This window comes from Paraliobacillus zengyii (assembly GCF_003268595.1).
Lineage (GTDB): Bacteria > Bacillota > Bacilli > Bacillales > Amphibacillaceae > Paraliobacillus_A > Paraliobacillus_A zengyii.
This window is the reverse complement of the sequence record NZ_CP029797.1, coordinates 3,624,691-3,643,194: the sequence shown is the minus strand read 5'-3', so window position 1 is coordinate 3,643,194 and position 18,504 is coordinate 3,624,691. Positions and strand designations below refer to the sequence as shown.

At 36.5% G+C, this 18,504-nt stretch carries 17 protein-coding genes; 14 read left to right on the top strand and 3 right to left on the bottom strand.

From position 1 onward, the window contains the following. The first annotated feature begins 86 nt into the window (after nt 1–86). Nucleotides 87–2,186, top strand: coding sequence for a pectate lyase family protein (locus tag DM447_RS17765; protein WP_112182512.1), 2,100 nt, complete (start codon nt 87–89; stop codon nt 2,184–2,186). Nucleotides 2,187–2,471: 285 nt separating this feature from the next. Here DM447_RS17765 and DM447_RS17760 read toward each other — a convergent pair whose 3' ends face one another. Then, nucleotides 2,472–3,023, bottom strand: a complete 552-nt coding sequence (locus DM447_RS17760; protein WP_112182511.1) for a GbsR/MarR family transcriptional regulator — start codon at nt 3,021–3,023, stop codon at nt 2,472–2,474. A 357-nt stretch (nt 3,024–3,380) separates the two neighbouring features. Here DM447_RS17760 and DM447_RS17755 point away from each other — a divergent pair, with 357 nt between their 5' ends. Next, nucleotides 3,381–4,301: a glycine betaine ABC transporter substrate-binding protein gene (locus tag DM447_RS17755; RefSeq protein ID WP_112182510.1), complete on the top strand. Its 921-nt coding sequence runs from the start codon at nt 3,381–3,383 to the stop codon at nt 4,299–4,301. A gap of 138 nt (nt 4,302–4,439) precedes the next feature. Here DM447_RS17755 and DM447_RS17750 read toward each other — a convergent pair whose 3' ends face one another. After that, on the bottom strand, nt 4,440–4,949 hold the full coding sequence (locus DM447_RS17750) for a DoxX family protein (RefSeq protein WP_112182509.1): 510 nt from the start codon (nt 4,947–4,949) through the stop codon (nt 4,440–4,442). Nucleotides 4,950–5,258: 309 nt separating this feature from the next. Between DM447_RS17750 and DM447_RS17745 the strand changes: the two genes are divergently transcribed. The 11 genes from DM447_RS17745 (at nt 5,259) to DM447_RS17695 (ending at nt 15,614) form a co-directional block, all read left to right on the top strand. Continuing rightward, nucleotides 5,259–6,686 carry a hypothetical protein gene (locus DM447_RS17745; RefSeq protein ID WP_112182508.1) on the top strand — a complete coding sequence of 476 codons (1,428 nt, stop codon included), beginning with the start codon at nt 5,259–5,261 and terminating at the stop codon, nt 6,684–6,686. A 144-nt stretch (nt 6,687–6,830) separates the two neighbouring features. Continuing rightward, entirely contained in the window at nt 6,831–7,349 is a 519-nt protein-coding gene (locus DM447_RS17740) for a VanZ family protein (protein WP_112182507.1), read from the top strand. Nucleotides 7,350–7,430: 81 nt separating this feature from the next. After that, a complete protein-coding gene (locus tag DM447_RS17735) occupies nt 7,431–8,882 on the top strand; it encodes a prolyl oligopeptidase family serine peptidase (RefSeq protein WP_241964540.1) in 1,452 nt (483 codons plus the stop codon). A gap of 440 nt (nt 8,883–9,322) precedes the next feature. Then, entirely contained in the window at nt 9,323–10,372 is a 1,050-nt protein-coding gene (locus DM447_RS17730) for an iron-siderophore ABC transporter substrate-binding protein (protein ID WP_198663129.1), read from the top strand. Continuing rightward, entirely contained in the window at nt 10,365–11,405 is a 1,041-nt protein-coding gene (locus tag DM447_RS17725) for a FecCD family ABC transporter permease (RefSeq protein WP_112182504.1), read from the top strand. The genes DM447_RS17730 and DM447_RS17725 overlap by 8 nt, the downstream gene beginning before the upstream one ends. Nucleotides 11,406–11,431: 26 nt before the next feature. Then, nucleotides 11,432–12,436 carry a FecCD family ABC transporter permease gene (locus DM447_RS17720; RefSeq protein ID WP_241964539.1) on the top strand — a complete coding sequence of 335 codons (1,005 nt, stop codon included), beginning with the start codon at nt 11,432–11,434 and terminating at the stop codon, nt 12,434–12,436. Further along, nucleotides 12,436–13,272, top strand: a complete 837-nt coding sequence (locus tag DM447_RS17715) for an ABC transporter ATP-binding protein (protein ID WP_112182502.1) — start codon at nt 12,436–12,438, stop codon at nt 13,270–13,272. Before DM447_RS17720 ends, DM447_RS17715 begins: the two co-directional genes overlap by 1 nt. Nucleotides 13,273–13,640: 368 nt before the next feature. Further along, the gene (locus DM447_RS17710) at nt 13,641–14,192 is read left to right on the top strand and encodes a nucleoside/nucleotide kinase family protein (RefSeq protein ID WP_112182501.1); all 552 of its coding nucleotides are present in this window, start codon (nt 13,641–13,643) and stop codon (nt 14,190–14,192) included. Nucleotides 14,193–14,264: 72 nt separating this feature from the next. Then, nucleotides 14,265–14,810 carry a nucleotidyltransferase family protein gene (locus DM447_RS17705; RefSeq protein WP_232824089.1) on the top strand — a complete coding sequence of 182 codons (546 nt, stop codon included), beginning with the start codon at nt 14,265–14,267 and terminating at the stop codon, nt 14,808–14,810. A 32-nt stretch (nt 14,811–14,842) separates the two neighbouring features. After that, nucleotides 14,843–15,172, top strand: a complete 330-nt coding sequence (locus tag DM447_RS17700) for a nucleoside triphosphate pyrophosphohydrolase (protein ID WP_112182499.1) — start codon at nt 14,843–14,845, stop codon at nt 15,170–15,172. A 4-nt stretch (nt 15,173–15,176) separates the two neighbouring features. Further along, nucleotides 15,177–15,614 (top strand): GNAT family N-acetyltransferase, encoded by a 438-nt coding sequence (locus DM447_RS17695; protein WP_112182498.1) that lies wholly within the window; start codon nt 15,177–15,179, stop codon nt 15,612–15,614. 106 nt (nt 15,615–15,720) lie between these two features. Here the strand turns inward: DM447_RS17695 and DM447_RS17690 are convergent, their stop codons facing one another. Next, the gene (locus DM447_RS17690; RefSeq protein ID WP_112182497.1) at nt 15,721–16,290 is read right to left on the bottom strand and encodes a TetR/AcrR family transcriptional regulator; all 570 of its coding nucleotides are present in this window, start codon (nt 16,288–16,290) and stop codon (nt 15,721–15,723) included. A 138-nt stretch (nt 16,291–16,428) separates the two neighbouring features. Between DM447_RS17690 and DM447_RS17685 the strand changes: the two genes are divergently transcribed. After that, nucleotides 16,429–18,489 (top strand): efflux RND transporter permease subunit, encoded by a 2,061-nt coding sequence (locus tag DM447_RS17685; RefSeq protein ID WP_112182496.1) that lies wholly within the window; start codon nt 16,429–16,431, stop codon nt 18,487–18,489. Nucleotides 18,490–18,504 lie beyond the last annotated feature (15 nt).

The following is an 18,504-nucleotide window of genomic DNA, read 5'->3' as shown; positions in this document are numbered from 1 at the left end:
TATTAAGGCAGAAGTTAAGTCATATGAAAATACAGTCATGGTGGTAAGCTCAGGGTGTGAAAATTTAAAACATTGGAGGAATTTTAATGAAGAATGTAATCACAAAGGTATTTACGCGTTTTTTATTGTATTCTTTTATACTATCTTTGGTGACGGTCGGATTCGCAAATCAGACAGTAAGTGCTGCAAGTCTTTCTATATCTAACAGTGGGGCTTGGTTTGAAACTGCATATGTAGAGTGGTCACCTATAAGTAATGCAGAAGGATATAATGTATATATTAAACCTGCAAGCGCTCCAGATTCTCAATATCAACAAATTGACAATGATTTAATTCGTAACTACGCTTCTTATTGGAGAGCTGACGCCGTAGGTCTTGCAGCTGGAGATTATGTAATGAAAGTGGACGGTTTACTTAAAGATGGCTCTAGTGTAAGCGATTACACAAATACACTTTCCGTAAAGGAACATGACAGATCTGGATTTGCCTTTGCAGGGAACTCACAATATGGCACAGCTTCAGGAGCTTATAATGAGGATGGGACACTTAGGGAAGGAGCTCAAGTTATTTATGTAACATCTGAGACTGCAACAACAGTTAAGCAAGAAGTAATAATCAATAGCTCAGGTGATAAGGAAACTGGAGTTGGTATAGGAGAAATTTTATCATTAAGAAAAAAGGGATATGATAAAACACCACTTGCAATACGGTTTATTGGCAAAATTACTGATGACAACATGAGTGGACAACTTAATAGTAATGGTTACCTTGAAGTGAAAGGTAATACAAGTTATTCAGAAATGAATATTACTTTAGAAGGTATCGGAGAAGATACGTATGCCTATGGATGGGGAATACTAGCGAGATATACTGGTAATCTAGAAATTAGAAACTTAGGCATGGCTTTATTCCCTGACGATGCAATTTCACTTGATACAGATAATGTGAATGTTTGGGTCCATCATAATGATCTATTCTATGGAACTGCAGGATCAGATTCTGACCAGTCAAAAGGTGATGGTTCAACAGACCTTAAGAAAGGTTCAACAGATATTACAATTTCCCACAATCATTACTGGGATTCAGGAAAATCTTCTCTAGTCGGGTTGAGTGAATCATCAGAGTTCTTTGTAACCTTTCACCATAACTGGTTTGACCATTCAGACTCTCGCCATCCACGTATAAGAGTGGCATCTGTTCATGTGTATAATAACTTTTTTGATGGAATCTCGAAATATGGAATTGGGGTGACAACAGGTGGTTCGGCGTTTGTAGAATCCAATTATTTTAGAAATGCAAAATATCCTATGATGAGTTCCTTACAGGGTACTGATACGTTAGGGAGTGGTACATTCTCTGATGAAGATGGAGGAATGATTAAAGCATACAATAATACAATTGTTGATGCTACAAGTTTAGTTTACGCAAATTCAAATGAAGGAACAGCTTCGGCTAATACAAGTTCATTTGACGCATACCTAGCCTCGTCTAGAAACGAAACGGTACCAAGCACATACAAAACACTAGTAGGGGGAACAACTTATAATAACTTTGATACTAGTATAGATATGGGCGTAAATGTATCGGCTATTGATGAAGTAAGTGCTGTAGAACAAATTGTTAAAGAAGAATCTGGTCGCCTAAATAACGGGGACTTCACATGGGAGTTTAATGATGCAGTTGATGATAAATCATATAAACTTAACTCAGAACTTATGACAAAATTAAAAAATTACACAACAAGCCTTTTATCTGTAGGAGGGAATTCAATAGAAATGCCGACAGACCCAACTCCAACAGACCCAACAGATCCAACAGATCCAACAGATCCCAACCCAACGGAGCCAGTAACTGGAGAGTATTCTCATAATTTCACGACTGATGGAAAGGATAGCGATTTCTTTACGATCGAAGGAAATCTATCATCAAGTAAAGGAACAGTAGAATATAGCGGCTTAACACTAACGCAGAGTCTAAAAATTGAGAGTTCAACAAGGATTGCGTTTACAACTTCAGAAGAGTCAACATTAACTTTAGTGTTTAATACTGGAGATGATGCAGAAATCAAGATAGATGGAACAATTCATCAAATGAGAGATGGAATTGTCATAGTATCACTTAAGTCGGGCGATCATGTTATTACGAAAGATGACGTGGCAAATCTGTATTACATGGACCTACGCTAAAAGTCTACTTATATAAAAAGTTGTCAACTGATATAGTTGGCAACTTTTTTTTATTAAAAATTAAGTAGTGTTAAAAATAGTACAAAATTAAAAATGGTGTAAAGTCTGTTCTTCTTCTCAATTTATCCCTCAAGCATTTTTAAATAAGATGGCAAGTCCTCAGCATAGTTAAAGTAAATATACAGAAGAGAGACACATCTAGCATAGTAAGCTAGTTGTGACTCTTTTCTTAAAGCCTTTCAGAGCTACTTGGTTGAGCACTCAAGTTAGTAAAGACGCTTAAAGTTATTCTTTTGAATCATCCTTTTTATCGATTGGAATGAAATCAAATATTTCCTGTGTTTCAAAACTATCGATTAGTCTGTTGAGCCAATCAAAATAACCAAGCCAATTTTGAAGGTTGTTAATATCATTTTGAGCATGCTCATAAACTTCTTTAGAAGAATCTGAGTTAGTAAGTAGTTCCTGCAATTCAGTGATCGATTTTTCGATTGCCGTAGTATTCATCGTAACGGCTGGTCGCCACTTATTTATAAAGTAATCGAAAAAGCGCTGAAAAGAATCGTCCTTCACAATATATAAATCTTTCCTCACACCTTTTATCCAAGACTTTTCAACCATATTTAAATCAAGTAAGCTTCTAACCGCAAGACTCATACTTGCTTTACTCATTCCTAGCTCTTCTTTCATCTCATCAAGTGTAAGGGCTTTATCCGAGAAAAAAAGTAAGCAGTATAACCTTCCAATTGAGGGGGTTACACCATAAAGGGTCATATTTTGTGAAATTGCATCTATTACTCTAGCTCTAGATTGGTCTAATGCTTTCATGTTTTCCATCTAAATCACATCCTATATAAGGTGCTCACACTATGTTTAATTTAGACTACATGTTCATTAGAGAAAAGTAAAGTTCACTTTATAGAGGTAAAAGGACCATAGGTGAGCATCTTTACATTATCTTGATGTTAACTACGTTTAATACATATTAAATGAATAATATGTATGATAATCATTATATATGGAGTTTGAGTAAAAGCTAACAAAAGCTATATAATGTAGGGAGTCTTAGCAATAAATTAGCGAATTTATTTTTTGTATGGTGTACTTTATTCTTTATTGTTTGAAAATTATGATAATTTTCAAATGAAAAATAAGTTTAAAAGAAAGAACAAATTTAAAGGAGTGTTTCATAACATGTTTAATTTAAAGTGGAAAAAGATGGGGATAATTACAGGTGTATCTTTATCTATTGTATTAGCTGGCTGTGGACAAGACAGTTCAAGTAGCAGTGGAGATGATCAGTCAGAGACTTCCATAAATGTTGGTGAGGAAGTAGATTACACTCTTACAGGCATTGAACCTGGTGCTGGAATTACGCAACAAGCCGATAATGCTTTAACTGAATATGAAAATCTTTCTGGTTGGGAGCATGAAGTATCTTCAACGGCATCTATGTTAACAGCATTAGATAGCGCTATTGAAAATGAGGAGCCAATTGTTGTTGTTGGATGGACACCTCACTACATGTTTTCACAATATGACATAAAGATATTAGAAGATCCAAACGGTGTTTTTGGTGACGTAGAACATATAGCAACAATAGTAAGAGAAGGTCTGGAAGATGATATGCCAGATGCTTATGCCATCCTTGATAGCTTCCACTGGGAACCAGAAGACATTGAAGAGGTCATGCTTGCTGCCCTGGATATAGAATTTGAAGAAGCAGCCCAACAGTGGATAGATGAAAACGAGGATACGGTTAATTCATGGACAGAAGGTACAGAGCCAGTAGATGGTACTCCAATTGAGTTAGCATTAACTCCTTGGGATTCGGAACGTGCTTCCGCCAATGTTGTTAAACTAGTATTAGAACAACAAGGTTATGATGTTACACTTACCCCTGTTGATCCTTCTGTAATGTTTCAAGCAATTGCAACAGGTGATGCTGATGCTTCTGTTGCTCCATGGTTGCCTGCAACTCATGCTTCCTTCTATGAAGAATATGAAGGTGAGTTTGTAGACCTAGGAGAAAACTTAACAGGTGCTAGGAATGGTCTAGTTGTTCCTGCATATATGGACATTGATTCTATTGAAGACCTTGAACCAGCAGAGTAATTACATTTAATAGTTGAATACCATACGAAACTAAAATGCCTCCCTTAATTTTAAGGGAGGCATTTGCAATGTCAGAGGAATTTAAAAGAAAAAAGCAAAAAATGCATGGATCAACTTGATCCATGCATTTTATAGGTGTTATACTTCAACGGTTTTACTTGAACGCGTTTGTCTTTGATTAATTAAGCCTTTTAGATAAGGGATTGCATAACGATCTAACCCAAATTTCCCAGCGTTTGCTCCAGCAACAAGAACGAAGATACCTAGAAGGATCATTTGCCCGTTAGTGCTTACTGTGCCACTGAATAAGAATGAGAAGTTCATTATCAGACCCATTAGTACGGCGAAGTTAGTGAATAACCCAAGAATCAGCGCTACCCCAACTAGTACCTCACCCCACATAACTAAGAATGAGAATATCTCTGCATTTGGTAAAGCAACGTTTTCTAAGAATGCTGCCCACCAGCCTTGTACAGTTGGATTTTCACCTGCAGAGTTTGCAATAGCACCTTGTATGAATCCACTAGCATCAAAACCACCGCCGGTAATTTTACCCCATCCACCTGTAATCCAAGAATAACCAATATAAACTCTAATAATTGCTAATACACCACTAATGATATTATTTCTTCTTAAAAGTTCCAACATGATAACCACTCCTAAATTAGTTTTTTTGTTCAACAATTCACATAATGTGATTCAAGATATCTTGTTTGTTTTCTATATTTGTATATTAACATGTTTAAAAAGTATGTAAAATAGTTTTGTTCAATACTTCACAATTAGTTAACAAAATTTTGACAAGTCCGTGAACACTTATTTTATCTATTGACAATCGAGGCTTTGATCATTTAAAAAAGCGTTTTTCCTTTGGAATGATCGATACAATGGACGCGTCACCGACTCACCCCTGTATGCATAGGCTATAGCACAGTTAAACTTTAAGGGGGAAAGCAAGTGGAATTAACTATTTCCCATTGGATATATGGTTTGTTTACATTATTGATTATTATTACAATGATTTTTCGAAAAGGTGTTGTACTTCCTACTATACTTGGAACGTTTTTGGTCGCATGGATCTATCAAGGAAGCATTGTTGACGGTTTTACTGCGACATTCAATGCGAACCTTGTGGCGGCTAAAGAGTTATTTAATATCTTTCTTATTATTACATTCATGGTTGCTTTGTTGCATTCATTGAAGGATTTAGGTGCAGACATCCGTATGATTAAACCAATTGAAAAATTCATGATTAATGGCCATGTTGCATTTTTTGTTTTAATAGGCGTTACCTATGTTATTTCATTGTTTTTCTGGCCTACACCAGCAGTTCCACTTATATGCGCATTATTAGTTCCAGCTGCAGTTCGTTCGGGATTGCCAGTTATGGTAGCGGCAATGGCTGTTGCTCTTGCAGGGCAAGGTATGGCGTTGTCATCAGACTACATTATCCAAGTTGCGCCAGGGTTGTCAGCTAAAGCTGCAGGTGTTGAAACATCTAGTTTAGTAGACCAAGCGTTAATTTTATCGTTTATTACCGGGGGAATAGCGATAGCTCTAGCTTATTTCTTTAACAGGAAATCAATTCGGATGAAAAATGATCCCGAAATTGATAAGGAATTAGCAACTATGCAAGGATTAGAAGATGAAAATACCAAGAAAACGGAAAGTAAGCACCTGCCCATGTGGAGTAAAATATTCGCTGTACTAGTTCCTATTTCAATGCTAATCGTTATGATTTTCATGATATCAACTAAATTAACTGGTGGACGTATGGGAGGATTTGAAGGAGGAGAGGGTGCTGCCTTTATAGGTGGAGTAGCTGTAATACTTCTACTGCTTTCTACAGTCGCTTTTGGTCAACATCGTGCTTTAGACTATATTAGTGAGCATATTATTGAAGGCTTTGTGTTTGCATTTAAGGCAATGGGGCCAGTAATTCCAATTGCAGGTTTTTTCTTTTTAGGAAGTTCTGATTTTGCTGGAAGTATCTTATCGATTGGTGATGGTGATCCACCGGCATTACTGTTTGATTTAGTACAATCAAGCCAAAGCTTTTTACCACAAAGTGCGGTTTTAGCAGCATTTAGTGTTTTGGTAATTGGTATTATTACCGGATTGGATGGATCTGGGTTTTCCGGTTTACCCTTAACTGGTGCATTATCCGGAGCGCTTGCAAATGGCTCAATTGACCCTACAACTCTTGCTGCAATTGGTCAAATGGGTTCCATTTGGACTGGGGGAGGAACAATTATTGCATGGTCTTCTCTCGTAGCTGTAGCGGGATTTTGTGGGGTCCCAGTAATGGAGCTAGTGCGAAAAAACTTTGGTCCAGTTATGATAGGTCTGGTAGTGTCAACATTGTTAGCCTTATTAATTTTTTAGTAATAGATGAAAATAGTAAGGAACGAGCTGAACCTAGTATCGAGGGTTCAGCTTTTTGTGCAAGTTGAGCAAAGTGTTGAAGAAGTAATTTCAATCTTTATGCTAGAATAGTTAAAACAAATGAATTAAGAAAGAGGAATTAAAATGTTGCAAACTATCTTTCAAGTTGGTATTGTATTTGGTTTACCAATCATAGTGCTATACATAATCATTAAATTTTCAACAAAATCTTTTAAAACTCTAAAAATAGAAATCATAAATACAACGATGCTTTTGTATACAGTTATCTTAGTTTATTTGTTATGGCTTGATCCTGGTTATGTAATGGCTAATCAGTCCTATAATTTTATCCCCTTCAAAACTATTGCATTATATGTTAACCAATTGTTAGAAGGTTTCTTACCTTTACGCATTATTGCGATTAATTTATTAGGAAATATAGTCGTTACTGTCCCAATAGGATTATGGCTTGGCTACAAACGGATCGCAGTAAAGCATGCGATACTGTTTTCTGCAACTGTTCCGGTTATTATGGAAATGGGTCAGTTATTCTTCCATGAAATAGGTTATGTTACACGAACTGTGGATATTGACGATTGGATTTTAAATTTCGTTGGAATTTTTCTTGGTTATTTTATTTTGAAATGGCTAAAAAAACCTTAAAACAATTAACCCAAAATAAAGTAAAGGGAGTTGGGAAAAACGAATATAGGCCAGAAAAAAGTGATTTTCACCATTGTATTTTTGATAGCTGGTTTTGCTTTGGTTTTCTCTAGTTATCACTTTAAAGTAACGGCTGCAGAATCAGAAAGTACACCACTAACATATAGTACCGTTATCGAAATAGAAGATTGGGGACCAGCGATTACAAAAGTAATTATTAATTTAGGTGCTGAGGTTTCAGCTGATTCAGTTACGGTAGACACTTTTGATGTCAATGTCGTATTAACAGACGATAGAGCGGAACCTTCAACAGTTGCTGAGGGTACTAGAACAGTAACAAGTGCTTATCTTTCTGACGCTGAAGGAATTATAGTAGAAGAAGGAACAAGTAATTATGTGGTTTTAGAAATGGAAATTGGTCCAACGGTTACATTAGGTAACGCAATGAACTATGATTTTGCGACGACGGGTCATAATGACTGGATAGACTACAGTTATACTGTTTCACAACTTGAAGATATCGTGTCAGGTCCGAATACTATTTCTGGTCTAATTATTAATACTTTAGCAAATGAAACTCGCGTTCTAGTTGATCAATTTAACACAGGTGAAGCTATATATGATGACGTTACATTATCTTACGCAAATTATTCACCAGAAAAAGATAATGAACAAAACCCATTATTTATTTGGTTACATGGTGCAGCTGAAGGTGGAACAGATCCAACCGTTGCTATTGGTGGCAACAAAGTAGTTAACTTTATCACAGTTAACATTCAAGGAGATCTTGATAACGCGTATGTTTTAGCACCACAAACGCCGACAATGTGGATGGATGATCATACTGAGTTCGGAGACGGTACTTCTATTTATCAAGAAGCATTGATGGCTTTAATTGAAGGTCACATTGCGAAGAATCCTGATATTGATCCTAACAGAATCTATATCGGTGGAGCTTCAAATGGCGGCTACATGACAATGCTTATGCTTCGTGATTATCCAGGTTACTTTGCAGCGGGTATTCCGACATGTGAAGCATTGGATGACGTATTAATTACGGATGCCGATATCGATAATTTAGCTAAAACACCAATTTGGTTTGTTCATGCTAAAAGTGATACAGTTGTTGATCCTAATACAACAGTTGTTCCAACATATGATCGATTAGTAGCAACTGGTGCAGATGTTCACCTAAGTTTATATGAAAATGTTGTTGATCAAACGGGATTGTACACTGATGAAAATGGTAATCCATATGATTACCTGGGCCACTTTTCATGGATCCATGTTTATAACAATGATCCAACAACAGAAATTGATGGGAAAACAACAACAATAATGGAATGGCTTGGTAACCAAATGCTTGTAACGAATAAAGATGATAGAGATAAAGCAGAGAAATCCGGAAATGAATTACCAGACACAGCAACAAGTACATTTAATTACCTATTGCTAGGTGTGTTAGTGATAATGATAGCTGGAATGTTAATAATTGTGCAAAAGCGAAAACGAGAATTAAATAATAAAAATTAAGACTGTATTCTTAACAAATAAGAGGCTGTTTCATTAAATTGAAGCAGTCTCTTAAAATTTACTATCATAGAAAAAAAGTACTATATAAAAGATCATCAGTTGAGAGTCTATTTTGAATAAATCTGCTGATCTTCGGACTAACTTGATTTTAAATATTCTGTTAAATTTTCATTGACAATATGGGATAGTGTGTATATCATTAACAATGATAATCATTATCAGTTAACTTAAGTAACTCCTAATTAAGAATTACCCCTTACTGCTGATCTTGTGGCTTGTAAGATAACTAGAGTAACAATGCGCGTTAACATAGAGAAAACCCGAATGGATAATAATACTTGGGTAGAAAACAAAGCTCTTATATAGTACATAATAGTTTATGTCAGTAAAGGTGTCAGCGAAATTTTCAAAATCAAAACAGGATAAGGATGGATATGCAAATGAATACAAAACGAAAAACGTCAATAACAACTTTATTTCTTTCGGCTATGAGTATGTTACTACTATTTGGCTGCTCAACTGAAGACTCCAATTCAACACAAACGGAGAGTGCTTCGGCTAATACAGAAGAGACCTCAGAATACCCGATTGTAATTGAACATGCTTTTGGCGAAACAGTAATTGAAAGTAAACCTGAACGCGTTGCTACTATTCAATGGGGTAATCATGATGTTGCTCTTGATCTGGGCGTTGTACCTGTCGGATTCTCAGCGGCAAATTACGGTGTTCAAGATGACAGTGGCATGTTGCCTTGGACTGCTGAAAAACTTGAGGAACTTGGCGAAGATGACCCTAATATTTATCAAGATACAGACGGCCTGGATTTTGAGGCAATTTCAGATTCAAACCCTGATGTAATTCTTGCGGGTTATTCCGGTATCACACAGGAAGACTACGATATTCTAAGTGAAATTGCTCCAGTTGTAGCTTATGAGACAGATCCATGGATTACTACATGGCGTGAGCAAGTAATGTTAAATGCAACAGGTATGGGGATGAAAGAAGAAGGTGAACAACTTATTGAGGATACAGAAAATTTAATTCAGGAAAAAGCAAGTGAATATCCTGAAATAGAAGGTTTAAAAGCTGTTTTTATCGCCTTCACGCCTGGTGACTTGTCTGAATTATTTGTGTATACACCTGCAGATCCTCGTGCTGAGTTTCTGATTGAGCTAGGAATGGAGTATCCTGAAAGTGTATTGAATGCGATTGAGGATCCAGAAAGTTTCTATTTGACAGTAAGTGCTGAGAACGCAGACATCCTGAACGATGCTGATATATTAGTTACTTATGGTGATGAATCCTATAAAGCAATACAAGACGATCCACTTCTTGGGAAAATCCCGGCAATTGAAAGAGACTCTGTTGCATTTATTGGTGATAATACGGCTTTAGCGGCAGCTGGTACCCCAACACCGCTTTCTATTGCTTATACTATTGATGAGTACCTAGAATTAATTGGGGGAGCTATAGAAAAGATCGATGAGTAGTTTAGTAGATTCAAAAAAGAAATGGCTTAACCCGCATGTTCCGCGACATTTCAAAGCATTACTGGTAATCTCTATTGTGTTGTTGACTTTATGCGTGATAGCCTCACTGGTCTTGGGTTCTCGACCAGTGGGGTTTAATGAATTAATAGATGGTTTATTTCACAAAAATGTAGATTCCTATGGGGCAAACGTAGTTCGTAAGAGGATTTCACGAACCATTTTTAGCCTATTTTGTGGTGCTGCACTCGGCGTTTCCGGAGCACTTATGCAAGCAGTAACTCGAAATCCGATCGCAGATCCAAGTATACTCGGAGTGAACACAGGTGCATCATTGTTTGTTGTTTGCGGCATTGCCTTCTTAAACATAACTACAGCAAATCAATACATATGGCTAGCTTTAGCTGGGGCTGCAATTACGGCCGTCTTTGTGTTTGGAATCGGTTCTATGGGGCGTGGCGGAGCCACTCCCCTTAAACTTGTTCTAGCGGGAGCTGCAACGAGCGCAGCCCTTTCTTCGTTGATTACTGCCATCATGATTTCTCGGACTAATGTCATGGATGAATTCAGATTTTGGCAAGTGGGTAGCGTTGGTGCAGCAAACTGGAGTTCTATAGCTACTTTCGCTCCGTTTTTGGTAATCGGAATAGTAATAGCGATTATTACTGCTCCTGCGCTAAATGCGCTGGCACTCGGAGACGAATTGGCGAGTGGATTGGGCGTTCGAACAGGAACATTAAGGCTTATTGCAGCTGTTGCAGCTGTTCTTTTGTGCGGGGCTACTACTGCACTAGCAGGGCCGATTGGTTTTATCGGACTTTTATCAGCTCACACCATACGCCTTACGCTTGGTCCAGATCTGCGTTACGTTATACCCTTGTCAGCAATTTCAGGGGCAGTCATTTTGACAGTATCAGATGTAACAGGGAGGCTCATTGGTAACCCTGGAGAGCTTGAAGTCGGTGTAGTTACAGCGTTTATAGGAGCGCCGTTATTAATAATATTAGCCATGAGATTGAAAGTGCGATCATTATGAAAAATAATAATTCAATTAAATATATTATGGCAGGTAGACGTCAAAGACGCCGCCGCTGGATACTTGTAACCGGTTTTCTAGTGTTACTTTCAATGATTCTATGCAGTGCCATGCTGATACTCGGAAACACCATTTATCCTATTGATGTTGTAGTTCGAACACTTTTGGGAGAGCAAACGCAAGGTGCATCTTTTGCAATTAATACGATACGTCTACCGAGAATGCTGGCAGGTCTTTTTGCTGGATTTGCTTTTGGCGTTGCTGGAAATACATTTCAAACGATGTTGCGTAACCCTCTTGCAAGTCCGGATGTAATAGGTATTACCTCCGGTTCAAGCGCAGCGGCAGTTTTTTGCATCATCATTCTTCAAACAAGCGGTGCTATTGTTTCTATTGCTACAGTGCTCGCTGGTCTTGCTACAGTCTTAGTGATTTATATATTATCTAGAGGAAAGTCATTTTCAGTAGGTCGAATAATCCTTATTGGTATTGGCGTACAGGCTATGCTTAATGCAGTGGTATCATACCTGATGCTTGTTGGAGCAGAACAAGATCTACCCGCAGCGATTAGATGGCTTAGCGGGAGCCTTAATGGTTCTCAAATGCACGAACTTCCGCCCCTTATTATTACGGTTCTGATCTTTGCACCTATCATTATAGTGCTAAGAAAAAATCTAAGCATGTTGGAGCTCGGAGAACAATCTGCGACTTCTCTTGGAGTTCATACAGATAAGACTCGAATTGCACTTATTGTTAGTTCCGTCTGTATGATTGCTCTGGCTACTGCTACTACTGGTCCGATCGCATTTGTCGCTTTCCTATCAGGACCAATCGCAAAAAGACTAGTCGGAGTTGGTTTTTCGAACGTAATTCCGGCGGGTCTAGTTGGTGTGAACTTAGTTTTGCTAGCAGATCTAATCGGTCAATTTGCGTTTGAAGTCAGATATCCTGTCGGTATTGTAACGGGAATACTTGGAGCGCCATATCTGCTCTACTTGCTAATCCGAATGAATCGAAAAGGAGATTTATAATGAAACCGACACATGTTTTCAAAGGTGAAGAAATCGTTGCAGGCTATGATAATAAAGCAGTTATCCAAGGAATAAGTCTTGTCATTCCCAGTAATAAAATTAGTGTTATTATTGGGGCAAATGCCTGTGGAAAGTCTACACTTCTTAAAACAATGGCCAGACTTATCAAACCTATATCAGGTAAATTGACCCTTGATGAAAAGTCACTAAGCAAAATCCCTACTAAAGAATTAGCTCGTACTATAGGGCTTCTTCCACAATCTCCTATTGTCCCAGAAGGAATAACTGTCGCAGATTTAGTTGGACGAGGAAGGTTTCCACATCAATCCCTGTTTAGTGGATGGAAAAAAAAGGATTATGAGGCAGTAGCTGAAGCTATGGAAATCATGAATATTACTGAACTTGCCAATCATCACATTGACGAACTTTCAGGTGGTCAGAGACAGCGTGTTTGGATAGCAATGGCTCTGGCTCAACAAACTGATATTCTATTTCTCGACGAACCGACTACCTTCTTAGATATCACCTATCAAGTAGAAATTCTGGACCTGCTGACAGACCTTAACCAAAAACATGGTACCACGATTGTAATGGTACTTCATGATATTAATTTGTCCGCGAGATATGCAGACAATATTTTTGCACTACATCAAGGAAAGCTTGTATCTGAAGGTGCTCCATCACATGTTATTACAAGTACATTGATTAAAGATATTTTTGATCTATATTGCACGGTGATAATAGACCCAGTTTCAGGCTCTCCTTTTGTGGTACCGATTGGACGACATCATGTTGATAGAATTGGTTGTGAAGAGTTGTCTGCATTCAACAACTGATTTCATTTGTTTATTAGTAAAAATAAGGAATATTAACCGTATCAATATTTTAACAACGTGATGTTAAATTCTATTTGAAAGTGCCAATCTTCTATATTAATAGAAATTGGCACTTTTTTATCAGCTATTTTCCTCCGTCTTATGATTTAAAAAACTCAATTTTGATACAAATCAAATAGACAGGAAGGTCTCATCCCTAAGACGTATCGGGGTTATATCATGATATAATTGACAGAGGTATTTTATTTAAAAATTTTTTCTTCACAACCTATGAACCTCATAGGTGGACATCTGGTTTCCAGAAATGAAATGAAAATGTTCGATTAAGTAGTGGTTTATTAAAGGATGTCATTAACCGGGAGGATTATATGAATAAAGGAAAACATCCAATTGTTATTGCAATTGCTTCGGTTTCTGGTGGTGGTAAGACAACAATAGTGTCACACTTGAATAGCAGTTTACCAAATGTTAAAGCACTCTTTTTTGATGACTACGAGTTCGATGGTCCTGATGACTTTATAGAATGGATGAATAATGGATGTAATCCTAATGAGTGGAATTTGTCACCTCTAATTAAGGATTTAAAGATGTTACTTATGGAACCATTGGATTACATTTTGCTCGATTTCCCTTATGCTTATAAGCACTCTAAAACAAGTGAATATATTGATTTCGCCGTGTTTATTGATACGCCATTAGATATTGCAATGGCACGCAGAGTAACTAGGGATTTTAAAGATAGTTCTGTTAAAAACATTTTGTTGGATATGAATAATTATATTAGAAGAGGAAGAATAGGTTATCTAAATATGCTAGAAACGATAAAACCGAATTCTGAGTTTATTGTGGATGGGACTTTGTCTATATCTGAAATTGTAAACAGTATTACTCTAAAGTTAAAAGAAAAGAAAAGGAAATAAATGAAAAACTGGATTCCTACAATCATTTAATAAAGGACACACAAAACTAGCTGAAATATAAGGAGAATGAATATGCTACATACATTATCTTTTATTGGCGACAGATTAGAAAGGAGGAATATTACATGGGGAGTTGGGGGATCACTTCTGCTTAGCTTTTATAAAATAATTGATAAACCCAATGATATAGATATTTTGGTGGATGAAACAAATGTAATAAGATTAAATGAATTCATGTTATCTATGGGGAAACCGAAAGAAGCATTAAATTTAAACCCTTATCATACAAAGGATTTCTCGAAATATAAAATTAACGGTGTTGATATTGATGTCATGGGTGGATTCGCAATAAAACATGAGAAAGGGATTTATAAACTATCACTGAACCAGGATTCTATTGTTACCCATAAAAACATAAATGGAGTAGACATTCCTTTATGTTCACTCGAAGATTGGTATATTCTATACTGGTTAATTCCAAATAAACAGGAAAAAGCATTGCTCATTGAACGTTATTTAAGAAATAATGGCGTAGCATATCCACAATTGTTAGAAGAAGCACTGAAACAGCCATTGCCAATTGAAGTGAAGGACAGCGTTACAAAATTATTAATCTAATAGGAAGCTTTTAGAAAAAAGGAGGAAGGTAGATGAAGACTTATAATAAACTTGTTCGAGATAAAATCCCAGACTTAATCAGTCGAAATGGCCAAATGTGTAAAGTCAAAAAGCTAGATCAAGTAGAATATTATAGAGAACTTAGAACAAAGCTTAAAGAAGAATTGAACGAATATCTAGAGACGGAAAATGACGAAGAAGCAATTGAAGAGCTTTCTGATGTTCTCGAAATTATACATGCCTTATCGAAAATTCACGGAAAAGAGTTCAAAGATATTGAAAGAATAAGGCAAAAGAAACTTGAAGAACGAGGTGGGTTTAATGAACAAATATATCTAATTAATGTCGAGGAGTTGAGTTAAGTCAATGGATATAAGAAAACCAAATGAGTTGGAAATAGAAAAGATAGTGGCACTTTCTCCACAAGCATTATTTGAAGGCACTTTGGGTCTAACAAAACCAACGCTTGAAAAAGCAAAAGAACTGATAGAATCGATCCTCAAAAAAGGTAGTTACTATTTGATAGCAACAGAAAACAATGAATTAAAGGGTTGGATTCTTCTAGGAGGAAGCATAGACCAGTTTTCAAATAAAACAATCGGATTTATTTATGAAGTATTCGTCTTAGATGAATATAGAGGGAAAAGCATTTCAAAACAATTGATTAAAATTGGTATTGAGCAACTTAAACAAGAAGGCTATTCAGAAGTTCGATTAAGTGTATTTGAAGGAAATCAAGCAATTAAAATATATGAAGGCCTAGGGTTTGAAAATAGAACAATTACTATGAGTAGGCCATTATAATTATCATTAACAGTTAGTTAGATTAACACAAGTAGATAAAATAAGTGCTGATACTTTTGCATTTTAAATAACGGATTAAAGAGATGTTATTTAAAATGCACTTAATTTATTTCTGTAAAAAAGAAAGCCCTTTATTTGTGAGGGTATTAATAAGTTCTGCTATTTCTTTTGGTGTTTTATCCATTCCGTTTTTAAGCCAGTTTTCTAACACGTGAATACTACCGCTGATAGCGAAGATACTAACGTACTCTGAGATTTCTGGATCTATAGGATAGATGGATAACCAGTTTTTAACAGTATGCTCACTTGCAACAACCATGACTCTTTTTTTGAAGGTGGAATCTCCGTGCTCCCCAAAGAGTGTTAAGCAAACATCACTATTTTGCGCCACATACTCGACAATTCTTTCTGTCATTTTTAACGATTCCTCATCTTGATGGTGATTATATGACATAAGCTTATCATTCATATCGTCAATGATTTCTTCCTCTATTTGAGTAAGAAGGTCAAATTGATCAAGGTAGTGAGAATAGAATGTCGACCTATTAATATCTGCTAGCGCACATATTTCTTTGACTGTAACAGTTGAAATTGATTTTTGTTTTAATAATTTCATTAAACTTTCCTTTAAAACCATTCGCGTATATTTTTTTCTTCGATCTACTTTAGAATTCAATGAAAATCACTCCTATTTATTACTTATTCAACAAAAAAAGCATTTGTGTTGTGCAAAAAACATATGATAATAAACTGTTTGTTGATAATCCAACACAGTGTCATTATAATTGTATGAGGAAATAGATGCAAGAAGGGAATGATTTCGATCGACATAGCAGCACGAATAATTAAACATAATAAATTAGTAGTTATTGCTTTTATGGTGATTGCTGCCATTTCTGTATTCTCACAGTCCTTTGTGTCTGTTAACTACAATATGGTAGATTATCTACCATACGATGCCCCGTCGACTGAGGCAATGGAGGTCATGGAGCAAGAGTTCGATGGCGCAGTTCCAGATACTAGAGTCATGATCAACGATGTTACAGTTCAAGAAGCACTTCAAGTTAAAGAACAACTTGCTGCGATCGATGGTGTGGAAGATGTAACGTGGTTAGATGATTCGATTGATATAAAAGCCCCATTAGAATTAGCTGATATAGATACGGTGGAAACCTATTATAAGGATGATAATGCCATTTTTTCTTTCAGCATTCGAGATGGAGATGAAGTACAAGTAACGAATACTATCTATGAACTAATTGGTGAAGACAATGCGATGGCTGGAGAAGCACTTGATACTGCTATATCACAAGAAATGGCAGGATCTGAATCGATGTATGCTGCCGCATTGTTAGTACCAATTATTATTTTAATTTTAGTTATTTCAACAACTTCTTGGCTGGAACCATTGTTTTTTCTTACAGCTATTGGAATCTCTGTTTTAATCAACTTAGGAACAAATGTTTTTTTCGGCGAAGTATCATTTGTTACTCAATCCGTTGCACCAATCCTGCAACTTGCGGTATCGCTCGATTATGCGATCTTTCTATTGCATAGTTTTTCCGACTATCGGAAGAAAATAGCTGATCCAGCCGAAGCAATGCGATTTGCAATTAAGAAATCTTTCCCTGCGATTGCCGCTAGTGCAGCCACGACATTTTTTGGTTTTATGGCACTTACCTTTATGAACTTCGAGATTGGTTCAGACTTAGGTTTGAACCTTGTAAAAGGTATTGTTTTAAGCTTTCTTAGTGTCATGATATTCTTACCAGCACTAACAGTTATGTTTTACAAATGGATTGATAAAACGCAACATAAACCATTGCTGCCAAACATGAGGAAAATCGGTAATAGTGTGGTGAAAGTAAGAATACCAGTGTTGCTACTTGTATTCCTACTAATTATTCCGGCATTTTTAGCACAAAGTAATACAACGTTTACTTACGGGACCGGAGATCAACCAGAACAAACACGAGCTGGTAGTGATAAAATTGAAGTAGAAGATGCATTTGGTAAATATACTTCTATGGTGTTACTGGTGCCAAAGGGCGATGTTGCTAAAGAAGAAGATTTAGTTCAAGATTTGGAAGCGTTTGGATCGGTAACAACTGTTCTGTCTTATGTTAATACAGTTAGCTCAGCAATTCCTCCAGAGTATTTGGATGAATCGATAACAGAGCAATTTTATTCAGATAATTACAGTCGAATTATTCTTTATACAGATGCAGGTCCAGAAGGTGACAAGGCCTTTTCATTAGTGGAGTCTGTTCAAGAGACAGCTGCTAACTATTATGATGATAATGCATATTCCCTCGGGGAAAGTGTGACTTTATATGATATGAAAAATGTCGTCCAAGAGGATAACAAACTAGTTAACTTATTGACGATAATCGCAATAGCGATCGTTTTATTAGTTACGTTTAAATCCGTTTCAATTCCGATTGTCCTACTGCTTACGATTCAATCAGCTGTTTGGATTAATTTAGCTGTTCCCTACTTTACAGATTCCCCACTAGTCTATGTGGGATATCTAATTGTCAGTACGGTACAGCTTGCTGCAACAGTTGATTATGCGATCCTTCTGATGGAAGCATACAAAGAGAATCGTAAGGAAATGACTGCGCTTGAGGCAATCAAGAAAACAATCGATGAGAAAATCTTCTCGATTGCGATTTCAGCTTCTATTTTGTCAAGTGTTGGCTTTATTTTATGGATTACGTCGAGTAATCCGATTGTTGGTTCGATTGGATTACTACTTGGAAGGGGAGCGCTATTAGCGTTTATTATGGTGCTTTTATTCCTTCCAGCGATGCTATTGGTATTTGATAAAGTTATTGATAAAACAACTTGGAAAGCAAATTTTTATAAGAAATAATAAGAGAATTACAAA

What these genes read in the sequence shown, in the direction of transcription:
- DM447_RS17765 (WP_112182512.1), top strand. Translation starts at nt 87, where the DNA reads ATGAAGAATGTAATCACAAAGGTATTTACGCGTTTTTTATTGTATTCT.
- DM447_RS17760 (WP_112182511.1), bottom strand. Translation starts at nt 3,023, where the DNA reads ATGGAAAACATGAAAGCATTAGACCAATCTAGAGCTAGAGTAATAGAT.
- DM447_RS17755 (WP_112182510.1), top strand. Translation starts at nt 3,381, where the DNA reads ATGTTTAATTTAAAGTGGAAAAAGATGGGGATAATTACAGGTGTATCT.
- DM447_RS17750 (WP_112182509.1), bottom strand. Translation starts at nt 4,949, where the DNA reads ATGTTGGAACTTTTAAGAAGAAATAATATCATTAGTGGTGTATTAGCA.
- DM447_RS17740 (WP_112182507.1), top strand. Translation starts at nt 6,831, where the DNA reads ATGTTGCAAACTATCTTTCAAGTTGGTATTGTATTTGGTTTACCAATC.
- DM447_RS17730 (WP_198663129.1), top strand. Translation starts at nt 9,323, where the DNA reads ATGAATACAAAACGAAAAACGTCAATAACAACTTTATTTCTTTCGGCT.
- DM447_RS17725 (WP_112182504.1), top strand. Translation starts at nt 10,365, where the DNA reads ATGAGTAGTTTAGTAGATTCAAAAAAGAAATGGCTTAACCCGCATGTT.
- DM447_RS17720 (WP_241964539.1), top strand. Translation starts at nt 11,432, where the DNA reads ATGGCAGGTAGACGTCAAAGACGCCGCCGCTGGATACTTGTAACCGGT.
- DM447_RS17715 (WP_112182502.1), top strand. Translation starts at nt 12,436, where the DNA reads ATGAAACCGACACATGTTTTCAAAGGTGAAGAAATCGTTGCAGGCTAT.
- DM447_RS17710 (WP_112182501.1), top strand. Translation starts at nt 13,641, where the DNA reads ATGAATAAAGGAAAACATCCAATTGTTATTGCAATTGCTTCGGTTTCT.
- DM447_RS17705 (WP_232824089.1), top strand. Translation starts at nt 14,265, where the DNA reads ATGCTACATACATTATCTTTTATTGGCGACAGATTAGAAAGGAGGAAT.
- DM447_RS17700 (WP_112182499.1), top strand. Translation starts at nt 14,843, where the DNA reads ATGAAGACTTATAATAAACTTGTTCGAGATAAAATCCCAGACTTAATC.
- DM447_RS17695 (WP_112182498.1), top strand. Translation starts at nt 15,177, where the DNA reads ATGGATATAAGAAAACCAAATGAGTTGGAAATAGAAAAGATAGTGGCA.
- DM447_RS17685 (WP_112182496.1), top strand. Translation starts at nt 16,429, where the DNA reads ATGATTTCGATCGACATAGCAGCACGAATAATTAAACATAATAAATTA.